The 14,929-nt window shown below is 64.3% G+C and carries 15 protein-coding genes, 3 pseudogenes and 1 riboswitch; of the genes and pseudogenes, 7 read left to right on the forward strand and 11 right to left on the reverse strand.

The genetic code is table 11. The features are described 5' to 3' along the window. The 3 genes and pseudogenes from HWY30_RS42915 to HWY30_RS10755 form a co-directional block, all read right to left on the reverse strand. Positions 1 to 356: pseudogene (locus tag HWY30_RS42915) on the reverse strand (hypothetical protein); the annotation flags it as partial. Beyond that, a complete protein-coding gene (locus HWY30_RS10750) occupies positions 353 to 1,162 on the reverse strand; it encodes an ABC transporter ATP-binding protein (RefSeq protein WP_090804309.1) in 810 nt (269 codons plus the stop codon). The pseudogene HWY30_RS42915 and the gene HWY30_RS10750, both read right to left, overlap by 4 nt. A 20-nt stretch (positions 1,163 to 1,182) precedes the next feature. Continuing rightward, the gene (locus HWY30_RS10755; RefSeq protein WP_090804307.1) at positions 1,183 to 3,396 is read right to left on the reverse strand and encodes a TonB-dependent receptor; all 2,214 of its coding nucleotides are present in this window, start codon (positions 3,394 to 3,396) and stop codon (positions 1,183 to 1,185) included. Between the two features lie 274 nt (positions 3,397 to 3,670). Beyond that, positions 3,671 to 3,814: riboswitch (cobalamin riboswitch) on the reverse strand. A gap of 266 nt (positions 3,815 to 4,080) precedes the next feature. On the opposite strand from HWY30_RS10755, the pseudogene HWY30_RS41555 reads away from it, so the two are divergent. After that, positions 4,081 to 4,239: pseudogene (locus tag HWY30_RS41555) on the forward strand (SET domain-containing protein-lysine N-methyltransferase); the annotation flags it as partial. Positions 4,240 to 4,286: 47 nt separating this feature from the next. On the opposite strand, the gene HWY30_RS41560 reads toward HWY30_RS41555, so the two are convergent. Further along, on the reverse strand, positions 4,287 to 4,706 hold the full coding sequence (locus tag HWY30_RS41560; protein WP_090804303.1) for a hypothetical protein: 420 nt from the start codon (positions 4,704 to 4,706) through the stop codon (positions 4,287 to 4,289). On the opposite strand from HWY30_RS41560, the gene HWY30_RS10765 reads away from it, so the two are divergent. The 4 genes and pseudogenes from HWY30_RS10765 to hisI form a co-directional block, all read left to right on the forward strand. Beyond that, the gene (locus HWY30_RS10765) at positions 4,683 to 4,952 is read left to right on the forward strand and encodes a hypothetical protein (RefSeq protein WP_143037155.1); all 270 of its coding nucleotides are present in this window, start codon (positions 4,683 to 4,685) and stop codon (positions 4,950 to 4,952) included. The two genes, HWY30_RS41560 and HWY30_RS10765, sit on opposite strands and share 24 nt — an antisense overlap. 41 nt (positions 4,953 to 4,993) lie before the next feature. Then, positions 4,994 to 5,521: a Fur family transcriptional regulator gene (locus tag HWY30_RS10770; RefSeq protein WP_143037154.1), complete on the forward strand. Its 528-nt coding sequence runs from the start codon at positions 4,994 to 4,996 to the stop codon at positions 5,519 to 5,521. Between the two features lie 118 nt (positions 5,522 to 5,639). Further along, positions 5,640 to 5,864, forward strand: a complete 225-nt coding sequence (locus tag HWY30_RS10775; protein ID WP_090804297.1) for a hypothetical protein — start codon at positions 5,640 to 5,642, stop codon at positions 5,862 to 5,864. Between the two features lie 46 nt (positions 5,865 to 5,910). Further along, positions 5,911 to 6,321 (forward strand): annotated as a pseudogene (gene hisI, locus HWY30_RS10780) (phosphoribosyl-AMP cyclohydrolase); the annotation flags it as partial. 13 nt (positions 6,322 to 6,334) lie between these two features. Here hisI and HWY30_RS10785 read toward each other — a convergent pair. From HWY30_RS10785 to HWY30_RS10815, 7 genes are all read right to left on the reverse strand, one after another. Beyond that, complete coding sequence (locus tag HWY30_RS10785) at positions 6,335 to 7,699, reverse strand: dihydroorotase (RefSeq protein WP_090805715.1); 1,365 nt, start codon at positions 7,697 to 7,699, stop codon at positions 6,335 to 6,337. Then, positions 7,693 to 8,265 carry a 6-pyruvoyl trahydropterin synthase family protein gene (locus HWY30_RS10790; RefSeq protein ID WP_090804293.1) on the reverse strand — a complete coding sequence of 191 codons (573 nt, stop codon included), beginning with the start codon at positions 8,263 to 8,265 and terminating at the stop codon, positions 7,693 to 7,695. The genes HWY30_RS10785 and HWY30_RS10790 overlap by 7 nt, the downstream gene beginning before the upstream one ends. A 16-nt stretch (positions 8,266 to 8,281) precedes the next feature. After that, positions 8,282 to 8,842, reverse strand: coding sequence for a gamma carbonic anhydrase family protein (locus HWY30_RS10795; RefSeq protein WP_090804292.1), 561 nt, complete (start codon positions 8,840 to 8,842; stop codon positions 8,282 to 8,284). Then, positions 8,839 to 10,185 (reverse strand): cysteine--tRNA ligase, encoded by a 1,347-nt coding sequence (gene cysS / locus HWY30_RS10800; RefSeq protein WP_244144866.1) that lies wholly within the window; start codon positions 10,183 to 10,185, stop codon positions 8,839 to 8,841. Before cysS ends, HWY30_RS10795 begins: the two co-directional genes overlap by 4 nt. Positions 10,186 to 10,247: 62 nt before the next feature. Further along, on the reverse strand, positions 10,248 to 11,441 hold the full coding sequence (locus HWY30_RS10805; RefSeq protein WP_090804287.1) for a CobW family GTP-binding protein: 1,194 nt from the start codon (positions 11,439 to 11,441) through the stop codon (positions 10,248 to 10,250). A 140-nt stretch (positions 11,442 to 11,581) separates the two neighbouring features. Then, a complete protein-coding gene (zigA, locus tag HWY30_RS10810; protein WP_090804285.1) occupies positions 11,582 to 12,802 on the reverse strand; it encodes a zinc metallochaperone GTPase ZigA in 1,221 nt (406 codons plus the stop codon). Positions 12,803 to 12,826: 24 nt separating this feature from the next. Beyond that, positions 12,827 to 13,474, reverse strand: coding sequence for a DUF1826 domain-containing protein (locus tag HWY30_RS10815; RefSeq protein WP_167368642.1), 648 nt, complete (start codon positions 13,472 to 13,474; stop codon positions 12,827 to 12,829). An 809-nt stretch (positions 13,475 to 14,283) separates the two neighbouring features. Between HWY30_RS10815 and HWY30_RS10820 the strand changes: the two genes are divergently transcribed. Both HWY30_RS10820 and HWY30_RS10825 read left to right on the forward strand, forming a co-directional pair. Further along, positions 14,284 to 14,553: an ArsR/SmtB family transcription factor gene (locus HWY30_RS10820; protein ID WP_176078880.1), complete on the forward strand. Its 270-nt coding sequence runs from the start codon at positions 14,284 to 14,286 to the stop codon at positions 14,551 to 14,553. A 13-nt stretch (positions 14,554 to 14,566) separates the two neighbouring features. Then, entirely contained in the window at positions 14,567 to 14,923 is a 357-nt protein-coding gene (locus HWY30_RS10825; RefSeq protein ID WP_167368641.1) for a hypothetical protein, read from the forward strand. Positions 14,924 to 14,929 lie beyond the last annotated feature (6 nt).

A 14,929-nucleotide genomic window follows, 5' to 3' on the forward strand; every position in this document is an offset into this window, starting at 1 on the left:
GCAGTCTTGCGTTGGGAGTCGCCCCGGTCGCATCGAACCACGAATGCGCAAACGAAGACCGAAGTCCTACCCATGGCTGAAAGAGCCTCGTCACATCGCACGTGAGCGCGTCCAAAAATATGGGCACGCTCCACGGGCTTAAGTAAGTGCCATTCTGTCCTGAGCCCCAGTGCAAGCATCATCTCCGTCAGGTTCGAATCGTTGCTGACCGCCCTCGCCGGCGCACGCGCGAACGTCACATCCCGGTTGCAGCTGCGCACGGTAACCGGATAACGGTCAGCCTGTGCGTACGATGCGGCTACGCAAAAAATGGTGGCCGCCGTCGCGCGCCAGAGGGAAGTCTTCCTTTTCGTCATGTCCCGGACTCCGGTCCTGTAATCAGCGTGATGCGCGGACGTCCCGTCACCGGGTGCCGGTCGACAAGCGCATCGACGCCATACACCGTCTTCAGCAAGGGCTCGGTTAGTACCGCCTGCGGCGTGCCGCACGCGACGATCTCACCCGAGGCAATCACGTACAGCCGGTCGCAGAACGCAGCGGCGAGATTCAGGTCATGAATCGTGGCCAACGTGGTGATCCGCTGCCGCCGCACGAGGCCGAGCAGTTCGATCTGATGCCGCGGATCGAGATGATTGGTCGGCTCGTCGAGCATCAGCACACGCGGCTGCTGCACCAGTGCACGGGCCAGCAGCGCGCGTTGCCGTTCGCCGCCCGACAGCGAAGCGAACGGCCGCTGCCGGTGCGCATCGAGTTCGACATCGTGCAGCGCGGCGTCGACGAGCGCTGCGTCCACGGCGGTGTCGCCGTCGAGCAGCCCCTTGTGCGACGTACGGCCCATCGCGACGACCTCTTCCACCGTCAGGCCGAAGTCGTCGGGCGGGTCCTGCTGTACCACCGCGATGCGTTGCGCCGCCCAGCGCCCGGACTTGACCCAGACGTCGTCGCCGTCCAGCCTGACGGCGCCGCTGTGCGGCCTTGCGTAACGGAACGCACACCGCAGCAGGCTCGTCTTGCCGCTGCCGTTGGGTCCGATCAGGCCGACGAATTCGCCCTGCTGCACTTCGAGCACGATCCGCCGCAGCAGGCTCTCGCCGTCGTCCGGGCGTCTCGCGTCCCGCGACGGCGGCGACCAGCCTAGCTCTTCGATATGCAGTGAGGTCATGGCTTTGCCGATCAATGAGGCTAGAAAGTCATCGTCGCGGTGACCCACCCCGAGCGCGGCGCGCCGAGCAGCCATTCGGTGCCGTCGTTCTGCGTGGAGACCGCATAGGTCCGGTTGGTCAGGTTGCGCAGATAGAGCGCGAGCGTCAGGTTGCGCGTTGCGCGCCACGACGCGGACGCATCGACCAGTGTGTACGACGGAATCGACACGCTGTTCGCGTTGTCGCCGAAGCGCCGTCCGACATACTGCACCCCGGCTCCCGCGCGCCAGCCAGGCGCGAACGCCCAGTCGAGCCACACGTTCGCGGTCTGCTCGGGGATGTTGTAGGGCACGTTGCCCGCGCGCGACACGCTCTGGCCATCGACCGCCTCGTCGAAATCGTCGTACCGCGCGCGCAGCAGCGCCGCGTTCGCCTCGACCGACCAGCCGCCGCCCAGCCGCAGCGCGCCCGACCATTCGACACCGCGCGACGACTGCCGGCCGACCTGCTCGCTCAGGTCCGGGTTCAGCGGATCGGTGCTCACGAGGTTACGCTTCACGATCTGGTACACCGCGAAGGTCCACGATCCGCGGCCGCCCAGCACTTCCTGCTTGACACCCGCCTCCCACTGCTGACCGGTCGACAGCGTGAACTGGCTGTTCGATTGCGACAGCGTAATCAGCGAACTGACGCCGTCGGTGCCGGTCGTGTACTGACCGTATACGGACAGTGTCGGCGTGAGCGAGAACACAAGGCCCGTGCGCCATCCTGTATGGGCGAACGTCCTGTCGAACGACGACGCCGCAGTCGTGGCAGTCGCGAACGTCTCGCGATGCAAGTCGATATGGTCGTAACGCAGGCCACTCACCCACGCGAGCCGCTCGGTCAGCTCGAACCGGTCCTCTGCAAAAAGGGACGCCTGATGCGTGACGGTGCGAAACGCGGGCACGGTCGAATCGGGACTGTCGAACACGCCCGGATCGAAACCGAATGCCGGCACGATCGACGAGCCGCCGTATGGTGAATTGCTTGTATCGACAAACGAGATCACATTGAAGTCCGCGCCGACGACCAGCCGGTTCTGATGGCCCCATGCACGCCCGTCGATCGTCGTGTCGAGCTGGTCGCCGATCTGCCGCTGATGATGGAGGATCTCGATGTAATCGCTGCGCAACACATCGCCATCCGGTTGCAGGGCGTAGCTCTCGCTATCGTGCCAGTGGCGGTTGGTCAGCAAATAATAGAGCTGGTTGCGCACCGTGATGCCGGGCATGGCGTGCCACTTCGCGTTCAGCCGCGTCCACTGGTCGTAATAGGAGATCGCGGAATCGGCGACGTTGTAGTTCTGGTACCGGAACGCCGGATTGAGCGCACCGTCGAGCACCGGAATCCCGAAATAGCGCGCCGGCTTCTGGCGGCCGTAGTCGTAGTCGAGTGTGAATGACAAGGTCGGATCGACGTCGAGGCGCAATGCGCCGCCGAGCGCCGTGGTATGCGAATCGCCGCGCGGTACCCAGCCGTTCGAGCGGTCATCGCTCACGTAAAAGCGGTATGACAGCATGGGCCCGAGCGCGCCCGTCGTATCGAGCGCCACGCGCTTCTCGCCATAGGCGCCCGCGCCGATCTGGACCGTGGTCGCGTAGTCGCGCTGCGGCGCCTTCGGCACGACGTTGATCACGCCGCCGATGCCACCCTCACCGTAGAGCACCGACGCCGGACCGCGCAGCACCTCAATCCGGTCGACCGACCACGTATCGAACGGAAAGGTCACCGTGCCTGCGCCAGGATACATGCGCGTGCCGTCATAGAGCGTCGTGATCGACTCCGGCCCGCTGAAGCCGCGCACCGAGACCGACGTGCCGCCATTGCCGGGTGCCGCGTCGGTGGCAAAGCCGGCCGCACGCGTAATGGCCTCGTTGACCGTGGTGTCGCCGCGCACCTGAATCTGCTCACCGGTGAGCGTCTCGACGCTCGCCGGCGTATCGAGGCTCGACAGTCCAAGCCGGCTGCCGGTACGGATCGGCGTGCTCAGGTCCGGTGTATCCGTATGGCCCGATGCCTGGACCTTAACAGCCGGCAGCGTCTGTGCCGGCTCCTGCGCAGATTGCGTGCTGTCTGCCGCCGGGCCGCTGCCGTCATCAGCAAACGCGGACGACGAGCCGATCAGCCACGCGCAGCCGAGCATCCCTGCTGTGAGCTGACGGCTGCGGCGTCGCTGCGTTCGCGACGGCGAAAGGATCGAGATTTTCTTCATTGTCCTGCTCTCTTTTCTTTTTTCTCTGGCGCTACCGTATGCGGTGCGCCTGTTTGTTATGCGCTCGACACACGTGCCGATCCACCATGTCATCGACGCAGTGAAACGCCGCACGATTGCCGGAAACACGAACCAGGCATGCCGTACTGACCGGCGACACTTACCGGGTCAACACAGACGACGGGAGAAAAAGAGGAAGCAACGGGCAGCCGATGCCCGGTGGACACTGACGATGCAGGTCATGGCGGTTCTCCTGGGGTTTCGCGCCCCATGACAGGTGAAGGAAGACAAGGCCCAGGTCTGACTCCCGGTTTCAGGAAACCGGTCACAGTGGCGCGACCGCGCTGGATTTGCACCAGCTTCCGGGCTTTGCGTGCGCAATTCTAATCGATCGCACACTCAATTCCCCCGCGCCCCGGCCTGGCTAGCGCATGCCTGCCCGTGCAGGCTGCCCGCTTCACGTCCGGGTCATCGCGCCAGCGGTCGGATCGCCCGCGATTCCGGCAGAACGATATCTAACCCGCATCGTAAACGCAACACAGTTGCGATAATTAGAAAAGGGAACGCTATACTTGAGTCTGCTTCACCGCATACATTCCTGCATTCATGCCCCGCCTGATCCAGATCCGACGCAGTCCCATCCATGGCAAGGGTGTCTTTGCCGTTGCCGACATTCCGCGCGGCATGCGCATCATCGAATACAGGGGGGCGCGCATTACCCACGCGGCAGCACGACGCCAGCATCCCGTCAACGCCGAAGACCCGTTCCACACCTTTCTGTTTGCGCTGGGTGACGGTGACGGCCGCTACTGCATTGATGCGGGCACCGGCGGGAACGCCGCCCGCTGGATCGATCATCGTTGCGCACCGAACTGCGAGGCGGTTGAAGACTACGACCGCCAGGGGATCCTGCGCGTGTACCTCCATGCCGCCGCAGTGAACGATGGAACGAGCTGTGCCATGCCTGTACCCGGCTTGATTTTGCGCTGCTCGATCCAGCCATCGACGGTCGCCAGCCGGTCACGCCAGCGCGTCGCCGCGCCGACCCGGCAGGCTGGGCCCGTGACGTCGACCGCCTCGCCGCGCTGTTCGACGACTATCGGCCGCGCATCGTCTTCTGCCCGCACGAGCGTGATGGCTCTGCGACGCACATCGGTGTCCACTGGCTCGTATGTGACGCCCTGCAGCACCATGCGCACGCCGTCTGGCTTGCGCAGACAGAATTCTGGGGCACGCTTGAGCAGCCCAACACGCTCGTCGAACTCGACAGCTCGATCGTCGCGACCATGATCGAGGCGCTGACCTTCCACCGTGGTGAAATTGCCCGCAACCCCTATCACCTGCGCCTGATGTCATGGCTCGCGGACAGCGTGCGACGCGGTGGCGAGGCTGTGTTCGGTGCCGGAATGCAACCGCCGTCCTTCGCCTTCGGCGCGTTGTACCGGCTCGAGCGCTCGGCAGGCGGCCGGCAGACGGCAGTCGGGCGTCCGATGGCCATCGCTGCGGAGGATGGCCTGCAACCGCTGTTCGACCAGGGCATGCCGCCAGGTCCATGACGACGACCATACGACACGCGTGGCCTTGCCCGCGCGGGACGATGTATCATTCCATCATTGGACAGTTGCATCCACGGTCATCCATGCCTACCCGCCACTCTCCGCGCAAACATCCACCACACGCTCCTACCGACTGGCCATCGCGCCTGCGCGAGGCGGGGCTGCGCTCCACCGCGCTTACCGTTGCCGTGCTCGAGCGCCTGGAGGGCGCCGAACAGCCCCGTTCGCACGAAGAACTCGCCCGCGATCTGGGCGCCGCTACAGGCGCGGGAAAAGTGGATCGCGTGACCCTCTACCGGATCCTCGACCGGCTAACTGCCGTTGGCCTGCTCACCCGAATCCAGGGATCTGACCGGGCCTGGCGCCATGCAATCGCAGAGCACGAGACCTCCACTGGTTATTTCGAGTGCGATCATTGCCACAACATTTCTGCGCTTCCGGAAGATCCGGAACTGGCCGGTGTGCTCGCCCGGATAGAGCGCAAGCTTAGCCGCCGCGGCGTTCATAGCACGAACTCTGCCGTCACGATTCACGGTACCTGCCGCGACTGCTCGACCCACGGCGTGTGAGCACGCAGGATCGTTGCACCTGATTCGGCGGGTCCGAAATCAGGTTATTAACGCCACTTTGTTGCATTAATAACCAACCCTGCTACCATGGGATTTTCCGCTGGCGCCCGCCGTACCCATGACCTCGCCGATTCCCCAGAGCTTCGATGACTGGCAGCACTGCATTGAGCACGAGTGCGGCATCACGCTGACGCCGGCGTTCATCCAGGCACGGCTGGCCGTACTCGGCGACCCCGACAATGCCGAGACACAGCGGTTTGCGCGGCTCTACGGCGAAGTGCACCTGCAAAGGGTGCTGGGCTGGTTTGCTGCCGCGCTGGAAAACACGTCACTTCGGGCATGATGCATCGGGTGTGACATAAACATCCGTCACCGAAGTCGAGGAAGGTCGCTCGCTCTCGCCCAGATTTGGCCCTGATGGACTGATTCCCTGCGTCGTCAGTGATGCGGGCCGGGACGACGTCCTGATGCTCGGCTATATGAACCGGGAAGCCCTTGCGCGGACGATCGAGACCGGTATCGCCCACTACTGGAGCCGCAGCCGCCAGACGCTCTGGTCCAAGGGTGCGACGAGCGGACTGACCCAGCGTGTAGTCGAGATGCGCATCGACGACGACCAGGACGCGCTGTGGATTCGCGTCGAGGTGGCGGGCAGCGGCGCGAGTTGCCACGTCGGTTATCGCAGCTGTTTTTACCGCGCGGTTAACCTGCCCGAAGCAACCTTGCGGTTCACGGAAGGTGCGAAGAAGTTTGACCCCGTCGCCGTGTACGGCGACGCGCCCAATCCCACGCAGCTCTGACAGCTTCCGGGCGTCATGCCGGCGTGATCGCCATTGCCCTGTCGAAGCGGACCGGCTGTCCCACTGGGTATCCCTGCACGGCGTCATCGCGCATCACCACACGGCCACGAATGATTGTGGCGACCGGCCACCCCGTCACCCGCATGCCATCGTAGGGCGTCCAGCCACAGACGCTTGCGATCCAGCGGTTCGTGATTTCGCGCTTTGCCTTGAGATCGACGAGCGTCAGGTCGGCGTCGTAGCCCACGTTGATGCGTCCCTTTTCCGCTATCCCGAACACCCGCGCCGGACCCGCGCTCGTCAGTTCCACCAGACGCTGCAGCGACAGCCGTCCCTCGCTGACGTGATCGAGCATGACCGGCAATAACGTCTGCACGCCCGGCATGCCGCTGGGTGACTGCGGGTACGGGCGGCCCTTCTCTTCCAGCGTATGCGGAGCGTGATCACTGCCCAGCGTGTCCACTCGCCCCTCGCGAAGCGCGCGCCATAGCGCCTCCCGGTGCCGGGCCTCGCGGACCGGCGGGTTCATCTGCGCAAGCGTGCCCAACCGCTCATAACATTCGGGCGCACACAGGGTCAGGTGGTGCGGCAATACCTCGACTGTCACCCGGCTCCGGTGCGACGCCAGCAGCGCGATTTCTTCCGCCGTCGAAACGTGCAGGATATGTAGCGGCCGTCCCGTTTTGCCCGCCATGCCGACAATCCTGCGCGTGGCATCGAGCGCGCTGTCCACGTCACGCCAGCGCGGATGGTCGCGCACGTCGCCCGATGCTTCTGCGATTGACCGGCGCTCGCGCAGTCTCGCCTCGTCCTCCGCATGCACGGCCACCCGCCGCCGGCCGTGCTCGAGGATGCGCCGTAGTACAACGTCGTCATCCGCGAGCAGATCGCCGAACGAGCTGCCCATAAAAACCTTGATGCCGGCGCAGCCCGGCAACGCCTCCAGGTGGCCCAGCTCACCAGCGTTGACGGACGAGCCACCGATGTAGAACGCGATATCACACCACGCGCGTCCTGACGCTGCCGCGATCTTCCGTTCGAGGTCGTCGCGGCGCAGCGTCAACGGACTGGTGTTGGGCATCTCGAAAACGGCCGTCACGCCACCGAGCACCGCGCCTCGCGTGCCCGCTTCGAGATTCTCCTTATGCTCGAGGCCCGGTTCGCGGAAATGGACCTGTGAGTCGATCACGCCAGGCAGCACGTGCAGGCCGTATGCATCCACGACCTGGTCGGCGCTCCAGCCGCGCGCGTCGATCGAAACGATCCGGCCGTCAACGCAGGCAATGTCCGCCTGCCCACTTCCTTCCAATCTGACCACGGTACCGCCGCGCACGAGCAGGTCGGCATGACGGCTCGCTGCGCCCATCGACGTCAGCATGCCGGTGCGCACGCCACAGCGCTGGTCAGTTCATCCAGGATACCGGTCGTCGCCTCCCGGCGCACGGCATCCGAGAATCCGATCAGGGCGGGACTGACCAGCCCCATGCGCGGATTGTAGGCATCGCGCCGGAAGCACTGTGCGTAGCCGGTCGCCGTCTCATGCACGATCACCGACTGGACCGTGACATCCGCCTCGCCGTTACGCATCGGCATCGCACGCATCACCACATCGACCAGCACGAAGAACACGCGCGAGAGCTGCTCCGCGCTGGGCGACACCGGCAGGGCAATCCAGCGCTGCGAATGGCTACGGCACATCTCCATGTACGCCGGGTCGTCGCAGTTCCAGAACACGAGCGTATGGTCGAACGCGTCCACGATCTCCCGGACCTCCCCCTTGAGGAGGCCGAAGTCATAAACCATCTGGCCGTGATCGAGCGCATCGGCCTCGAGAATGATCTCCACGCGATAGGAATGGCCGTGGATCGACCATGCACAACGATGCGATGACGCATGCCGCACGACATGCGCACCTTCAAACGAAAACAGCTTGCGGATCAACATCAGTCATCCCCTACGGTCACAATTCGTTCGCGATGCGGCGGTATCCCTGAACGAGCCTCACATTGGTCTGGGCGACGTCCTCGGAGAACTCCGACGCACTGGCAGTCACCTTCGGAATCGTCGACAGGTCGGTGCCCGGCCCGATGCGCTGGGTCGACGGCACGTAAAAGCCTGCGGGAAGGTTGCAGCCGTCAACTACGGCATTGTGGCGGACCACACAGCCTTCACCGACGGTGCAGTTGAACAGCACGCTGTTAAAGCCGATAAACACACGGTCGCCGACTTCGCAGGGACCATGCACAATCGCGCGGTGAGCGATCGATGTATGGCTGCCGACCGTTACCGCAGCGCCCGACTTCGAGTGGATCACAACGCCATCCTGGATGTTCGAGTGCGCGCCGATATGGATCGGTTCAATGCCGCCCTGCGCATCCGTCTCGTCGGCACGGATCACCGCGTACGGGCCGATGAATACATTCGCGCCGACGATGACCCGTCCGCACAGGATGGCGGTCGGATCAACAAACGCGCTTTCGTGGACCACAGGCAGGTCCCCACGTGGATTTTTGCGGATCATGCCAGGACTCCGTGACTTCGGTGCCAGACTGTCCCTTCCAGCGTGTCCTCGATCTGGATACCGGCGCGCAGCAGCTCGTCGCGCAGCGCATCGGCCTCCCCAAACGCGTACTGCCGGCGTGCCTCGGCGCGGCGGGCCACGATTGATTCCACCCACGCGTCTTCCGTGACGGATGTCGCGTCGATACGGCCGCGCAGTGCCACCAGTGCCTGAGCCGGTTCGTGCTGCAACAGGCCGAGCAGTTGTGCGGACGCCAGCAGGCGCGCCTTCGCCCATTGCTGCGCCGATCCCTGGGAAGCCTGCTCAAGATCCTCCAGCAGCCGATACAGACGGGCGAGCGCGCGCGGTACGTTCAGGTCATTCGAGAGGGCCGCCTCCACCTCGCTGTCGGGTCCGGTCCCAAGATGCGGAAGTCCCGAGACGGCATCGAGCGCCATATAGGCCCGCTGCAGCGTCCGGCATGCCGCCTGTAGCCGCTGCACGCTCCAGTCGAGCGGATGACGGTAGTGGGTCGAAAGCAGCGCCAGCCTGAGCGCCTCGCCGGGCGCGTGCGCGAGCAGATCGCGCACCAGCAGCACGTTGCCGAGCGACTTCGACATCTTCTGGCCGTCCACGGTGACGAAGCTGTTATGTACCCACATCCGGCAGTACGGCTCACCATCGTGCGCGCAGACGCCCTGCGCGATCTCGTTCTCGTGATGCGGAAAGATCAGGTCCTGGCCGCCACCGTGGATGTCGATGGTACGTCCCAGATGTCGCCCGATCATCGCTGAACATTCGATGTGCCATCCCGGGCGGCCGCGCCCCCATGGACTGTCCCAGCCCGAGATGTCGTCGCTCGAAGGTTTCCAGAGCACGAAGTCGAGCGGATCGGGCTTGTATGGCGCCACTTCCACCCGCGCCCCGGCAATCATGTCCCGGGTGCGGCGCCCCGACAGCCGGCCGTACTCCGTAAAGGACGGGACATGGAACAGTACGTGCCCTTCCGCCACATAGGCGTGTTTCCTTTCGATCAGGGTTTCAATGAGCCCGACGATGTCGGGGATATGCTCTGTCACGCGCGGCTCGATGTCCGGTGGAACGACGCCGAGCGCCTGCATGTCCTCGTGGTACGCGTCGATATACCGCGACGTGATGTTGCCGATCGGCACGCCGTCGCGGCGCGCCATCTCATTGATCCGGTCATCGACGTCCGTGAGGTTGCGCGCATAGAGCACGGAGCGGTAGCGCCTGCGCAGCAGCCGCACGAGCACGTCGAACACGACTGCCGGCCGTGCGTTGCCGATGTGCGCGTAGTTGTACACGGTGGGACCGCACACGTACAACGTGACCGCATCGGGCATGCCGGTCTGCAGCGGTTCCCTACGGCGGGTCAGCGTGTTGTAGAGCGCAATGGGGAGCCTCGTCATCCGGAATGCGTCTCCTGCGCACGGATGGCGCCCACCTCGCTGAACAGCCGGAAAGTCGATTCGACCGTTTCACGTTCGACCGCGCGGGTAATGAACACGATCCGCGAACGCCGGTCCTCACCCGGCCAGGCGTCGAGCGGCACCGGCGGGTGAAAGACGTGCTGTACGCCATGGATGACGATCGGCCTGTCCTCGCCCTCGACGTTCAGAATGCCCTTGATCCGCAGCATCGACGGCCCCATCAGCGACAGCAGCACGTCGAGCCAGTCGGTCAGTACCTGCTCGGGAATGGGCTCCTCGACCGTGAAGCAGAACGCGCGGATCTGGTCGTCGTGCCGGTTGACGTCATGTGCATGGTCATGATGCGGGTGTTCACCATGCTCGTGCGGCTCATCGGCATGAGCTTCCTGCGCTTCGTGATCGCCGTGTCCGGGACCGTCACCTTGCGCATGCGCAAGGTGATCCACATGATTGTGGTCGTGATGGGCTCGGCCATGGTGATGTCCATCGTCGCCTGAACCATACTGCTCTTCGGCGAGCCACCGTTCGACGTCCGCAATCTTGCCGTCTGCCGTGAAAAGACCCAGGTCCAGTATCCGGCTTGCCGCCAGCTCACCGTGACTGACGCGGATAATGCCCGCGGCCGGATTGATCGCATGCAGCCGATCGGTGAGCCGTTCCAGCGTCTCCACGTCCACGAGATCCGTCTTGGTCAGCAGCAGCCTGTCTGCCATCGCGGCCTGTTTGACCGCCTCGGCGTGCGCGTCGAGCGTCGCCTCCGCGTTTCGCGCATCGATCGTCGTCACCAGCCCATCGAGCCGGTAGCGCTCGCGCAGGTCGCGATGCGTGGCCAGTGTATGCACAATCGGCGCCGGGTCCGCGAGCCCGGTCGTCTCGATCACTACCCGGCTGAACTGCCGCCGACCGTCGCGCGAGAACCGCCAGTGGATATCCTTGAGCGTGCGGACCAGGTCGCCCCGGATCGTGCAGCACAGGCAGCCGCTGCTCATCTCGACCACGATGTCCTCACGGCTGTGGGCGATGAGCATGTGATCGAGCCCGATCTCACCAAACTCGTTGATGAGCACCAGCGCATCGGCCATTTCCGGCTGCTGCACCAGCCGGTTCAGTACCGTCGTCTTGCCACTGCCAAGAAAACCCGTCAGCAGCGTTACCGGAATCAGGTCCATCGCGCACTCCCCGTGTGGTATGTCCAGCTTTCCAAGATCTAGCGGTTGTGCCTGGGTGCCCGTACGGGACCCGCGCCCCCGCCGCGTCGGGCGTTGCCCACCACGCTGCGAACGACGTGTCGTCGCGCCGGCTCGCGGGGTCATACCGCGCCTTCTTCCTCGGGCACGCGGCCGCCCCACGCAGGGAACGGGTCGTCATACTGCGTCCATGCCTGCGGACCTTCAGCCATTTCAGCGTCGGTCAGCAGGCACGCATCCAGGCGTTGGCGCAGTGCCGGCTCGTTCATGTCGACACCAATCAGTACCAGTTCCTGGCGCGCATCGCCGACGTCCGGCTCCCAGTTGCGGTTGATGAATTCGAGGGATTCGGGATCGGTCGGCCAGTGCGATTTCGGCACTGCCGCCCACCAGAGGCCCGCCATGCCGTGGCGGCACACCGCGCCCGCCTGCGACCACGAGCCCGCGTGCGTGGGACGGCTCGCGAGCCAGAAGAACCCCTTTGAGCGCACGACGCCCGGCCATTCGCTGTTGACCAGCGCCCCGAAGCGCTCAGGATGCAGCGGACGCCGTGCGCGCCACACGAAGCTGCGGATGCCATATTCTTCCGTCTCGGGCGTGTGCTCCCCGCGCAGTTCCTTGAGCCACCCCGGCGCCTTCGACGCTTCCTCGAAGTCGAACAGCTTCGTATCCAGTACGCGGGCGAGCGGCACGCGACCGAATTCCGAGATCTCGATGCGGGCCCGGGGATTCAGACTGTGCAGGATCGCCATCAGTCGCTCACGGTCAGCAACGCCGATCAGGTCGGCCTTGTTCAGCACAATGACATCACCGAACTCGATCTGCTCGATCAGCAGGTCCACGACCGTACGCTCATCTTCATCGCCGAGCGATTCTCCGCGCGACTGCAAACTGTCCTGTGAGCTGTAGTCGCGCAGGAAGTTGAACGCGTCGACTACGGTGACCATCGTATCGAGGCGTGCGACATCGGACAGGCTCTGACCGCTCTCGTCGGCAAACGTGAAGGTCTCGGCCACAGGCAGCGGCTCGGAGATCCCGGTCGATTCGATCACGAGCTGGTCAAATCGTCCCTCTTTCGCCAGGCGGTTGACTTCGAGCAGCAGGTCCTCGCGCAGCGTGCAGCAGATGCAGCCATTGCTCATCTCGATCAGCTTCTCGTCGGTGCGCGAGAGCTGCGCGTCACCGTCACGTACGAGCGCGGCATCGATGTTCACCTCGCTCATGTCGTTGACAATGACGGCGACGCGCCGCCCTTCCCGGTTGTTCAGAATGTGATTGAGCAGCGTCGTCTTGCCCGCGCCGAGAAAGCCTGAAAGGACCGTAACCGGCAGTCGTGCATCCATGAAATGACTCCTTGTATTTCTGTATCAGGGGATATCGATCGCAACCAACACGCGGGGGCTGGCGTCGGGCGGCATTGCCGGCGAACGGTGAATCGCCCCGTGCGAGCGCGCATCGGGCCACCGCTCGCCCTTGAGGACGGCAACGGTGAAGGTGGGAGTCTCGTGAACGCACGCACTGTCGGGAATCAGGCCCGAGCGCCCGTCCGGCAGGCCGCCGCTGTCCGGCCCGAGCCGGCTGCGATCGGCGCACCGGCGCTCAAGATATTCGGTGCCGGGGCCCCGCCACGTGCATAGCAACCGCGCCGGCACGTTGTCCACGTGAAAGCGCGGGCACGTCGTCTGCCTTGTTACCTCAATGCGTAGCCTTGCACTGCGACTGTCGAGCAGTATGCAGAGCGTCGCCGCAAGCGTTGACAGCTCGCGCCCGAACGCCGCGCACCCCTGCAGCCGTGGCCACGGGCCATCGACCACCGGCTCACCCTTCTTCCACTGCGCCATCCAGCGTGCGGAATCAATACCTGAACGAACGACGGCATCCAGATAGCCGCTCACGCGCGCGTCGCGTAAACGCGCTGCCCACGCGATCTCACGCAGCGGATCGTGGATCGCCGACAGTTCGCCCGCCAGGTTTTTGTACGCCTGATCGCAGACGTCGGCTTCTTGCGCATGCATCACAGCTTCCTTAATCGGGTACTGCATAGGGAGCGGGCTTGCGATGCGCTCCGGCACATCGCCCGAATTATACACAAACGCAACTATGTTGCATTTGTGAAGGTTGACGGGATCGTGCGGATTGCGCGTATGCGCACGTATTGAGAGGTGACAGCAGGAACCGATCCGTCGCGTCGCGTAACAGAAAGGCCACCGGCTGGATGACGGCATGTGGCACATCCCGTGCCGACCGGGGCCGCGGCGACGTTGCCCTGAAACGGGGGTGACATGCGCCGGCCCCTACTGCCGATGCATGTCCGGCGGCCAGGCTAGAACTGTCAACGCAGCCGTCGCGTTGGCAAAGCCACCCAGGCGTCCGCCTGACTACTGGGGCCCGGCATGCGCCCGCGCGACCGGCTGCGTGCTACATGCACGCGAGGGATATGTTCAGGTCGATATCGGTACGCCAACCATGGGATCCACAGGACTGTTCATCCGGAAGCCCGCTGATTCGACACAGTTCGGGCGCTCGCGAAAATCTGGGGGCAAGACGCCAGCTGCCGCCACAATGGTGGCGCCCGGCGTACTGCCTTGAACTGGTGCATAACCGCCAAATCCCGCAGATCCACTGCGGCCATGCCATCCAGCCCGCATTGGCAACGGGACCTGTTGCGCCCCTACTTCCGGCGAAAGCACTTGACAGTCCCGCAGAAGCCTTTATCATTCTAACGAACTATAGATTGATAAATATGACGCCTGCCTGTACTCACAACTGTTCGGACCGGCCACCCGTTGCCGCTTCGCCCGCCCAGCTCGAAGCGGCCGGTGCGATGTTTCACGCGCTGCGCGATCCCGCACGCTTGCGGCTGCTTGTCCTGCTGTCGCAGGGCGAGCGTTGCGTCACTGAACTTGTAGGGTTTGAGCAGGCCAAGCTGGGCAGCATTTCAGCCCGACTGAAAGTGCTGCATGCCGCCCGGCTGGTGAAGCGCCGCCGGGAGGCTAAGCATGTTTTCTACGCCCTCGCGGACGAGCACGTCCTGACGCTTCTTCAGAGCGTTCTGACCCACGCCGCCGAGCACCCCGAAGCTGCATCATCCTGACGGAGCAAACACCATGGCCACCTGCAACGAACCGCACCACGCTCACCACGACCACCAGCACGGTCCGCACTGCGGACATACGGCGATCCGGCATGGCGATCACGTCGACTATTTGCACGACGGTCATCTGCATCACCCGCATGGCGACCACGTTGACGAACACCGCCTCGAGGTGAACACCACCAACCCTGATCGTTGCACGCCCGATCATCAGTGCGGCGGACATGAGCCGGGCCACGTGCATGGCCCAAGCTGCGGCCACCCGGCCGTGCCGCACGGCGATCATGTCGACTATCTCGTCAACGGACATCTGCACCACCCGCACGGCAACCACTGCGACGATCACGGACCGGTCAGCATCGTTCAGTAACTTCGC

Source organism: Paraburkholderia tuberum STM678, assembly GCF_902833905.1.
Classification (GTDB): Bacteria; Pseudomonadota; Gammaproteobacteria; order Burkholderiales; family Burkholderiaceae; genus Paraburkholderia; species Paraburkholderia tuberum.

Bases quoted from the DNA above. Each gene is read 5' to 3' on its own strand.
- HWY30_RS10750 (WP_090804309.1), bottom strand. From the start codon at position 1,162: ATGACCTCACTGCATATCGAAGAGCTAGGCTGGTCGCCGCCGTCGCGG.
- HWY30_RS10755 (WP_090804307.1), bottom strand. From the start codon at position 3,396: ATGAAGAAAATCTCGATCCTTTCGCCGTCGCGAACGCAGCGACGCCGC.
- HWY30_RS10765 (WP_143037155.1), top strand. From the start codon at position 4,683: ATGATCGAGGCGCTGACCTTCCACCGTGGTGAAATTGCCCGCAACCCC.
- HWY30_RS10770 (WP_143037154.1), top strand. From the start codon at position 4,994: ATGTATCATTCCATCATTGGACAGTTGCATCCACGGTCATCCATGCCT.
- HWY30_RS10775 (WP_090804297.1), top strand. From the start codon at position 5,640: ATGACCTCGCCGATTCCCCAGAGCTTCGATGACTGGCAGCACTGCATT.
- HWY30_RS10785 (WP_090805715.1), bottom strand. From the start codon at position 7,699: ATGCTGACGTCGATGGGCGCAGCGAGCCGTCATGCCGACCTGCTCGTG.
- HWY30_RS10790 (WP_090804293.1), bottom strand. From the start codon at position 8,265: ATGTTGATCCGCAAGCTGTTTTCGTTTGAAGGTGCGCATGTCGTGCGG.
- HWY30_RS10795 (WP_090804292.1), bottom strand. From the start codon at position 8,842: ATGATCCGCAAAAATCCACGTGGGGACCTGCCTGTGGTCCACGAAAGC.
- cysS (WP_244144866.1), bottom strand. From the start codon at position 10,185: ATGCCCGATGCGGTCACGTTGTACGTGTGCGGTCCCACCGTGTACAAC.
- HWY30_RS10805 (WP_090804287.1), bottom strand. From the start codon at position 11,441: ATGGACCTGATTCCGGTAACGCTGCTGACGGGTTTTCTTGGCAGTGGC.
- zigA (WP_090804285.1), bottom strand. From the start codon at position 12,802: ATGGATGCACGACTGCCGGTTACGGTCCTTTCAGGCTTTCTCGGCGCG.
- HWY30_RS10815 (WP_167368642.1), bottom strand. From the start codon at position 13,474: ATGCATGCGCAAGAAGCCGACGTCTGCGATCAGGCGTACAAAAACCTG.
- HWY30_RS10820 (WP_176078880.1), top strand. From the start codon at position 14,284: ATGTTTCACGCGCTGCGCGATCCCGCACGCTTGCGGCTGCTTGTCCTG.
- HWY30_RS10825 (WP_167368641.1), top strand. From the start codon at position 14,567: ATGGCCACCTGCAACGAACCGCACCACGCTCACCACGACCACCAGCAC.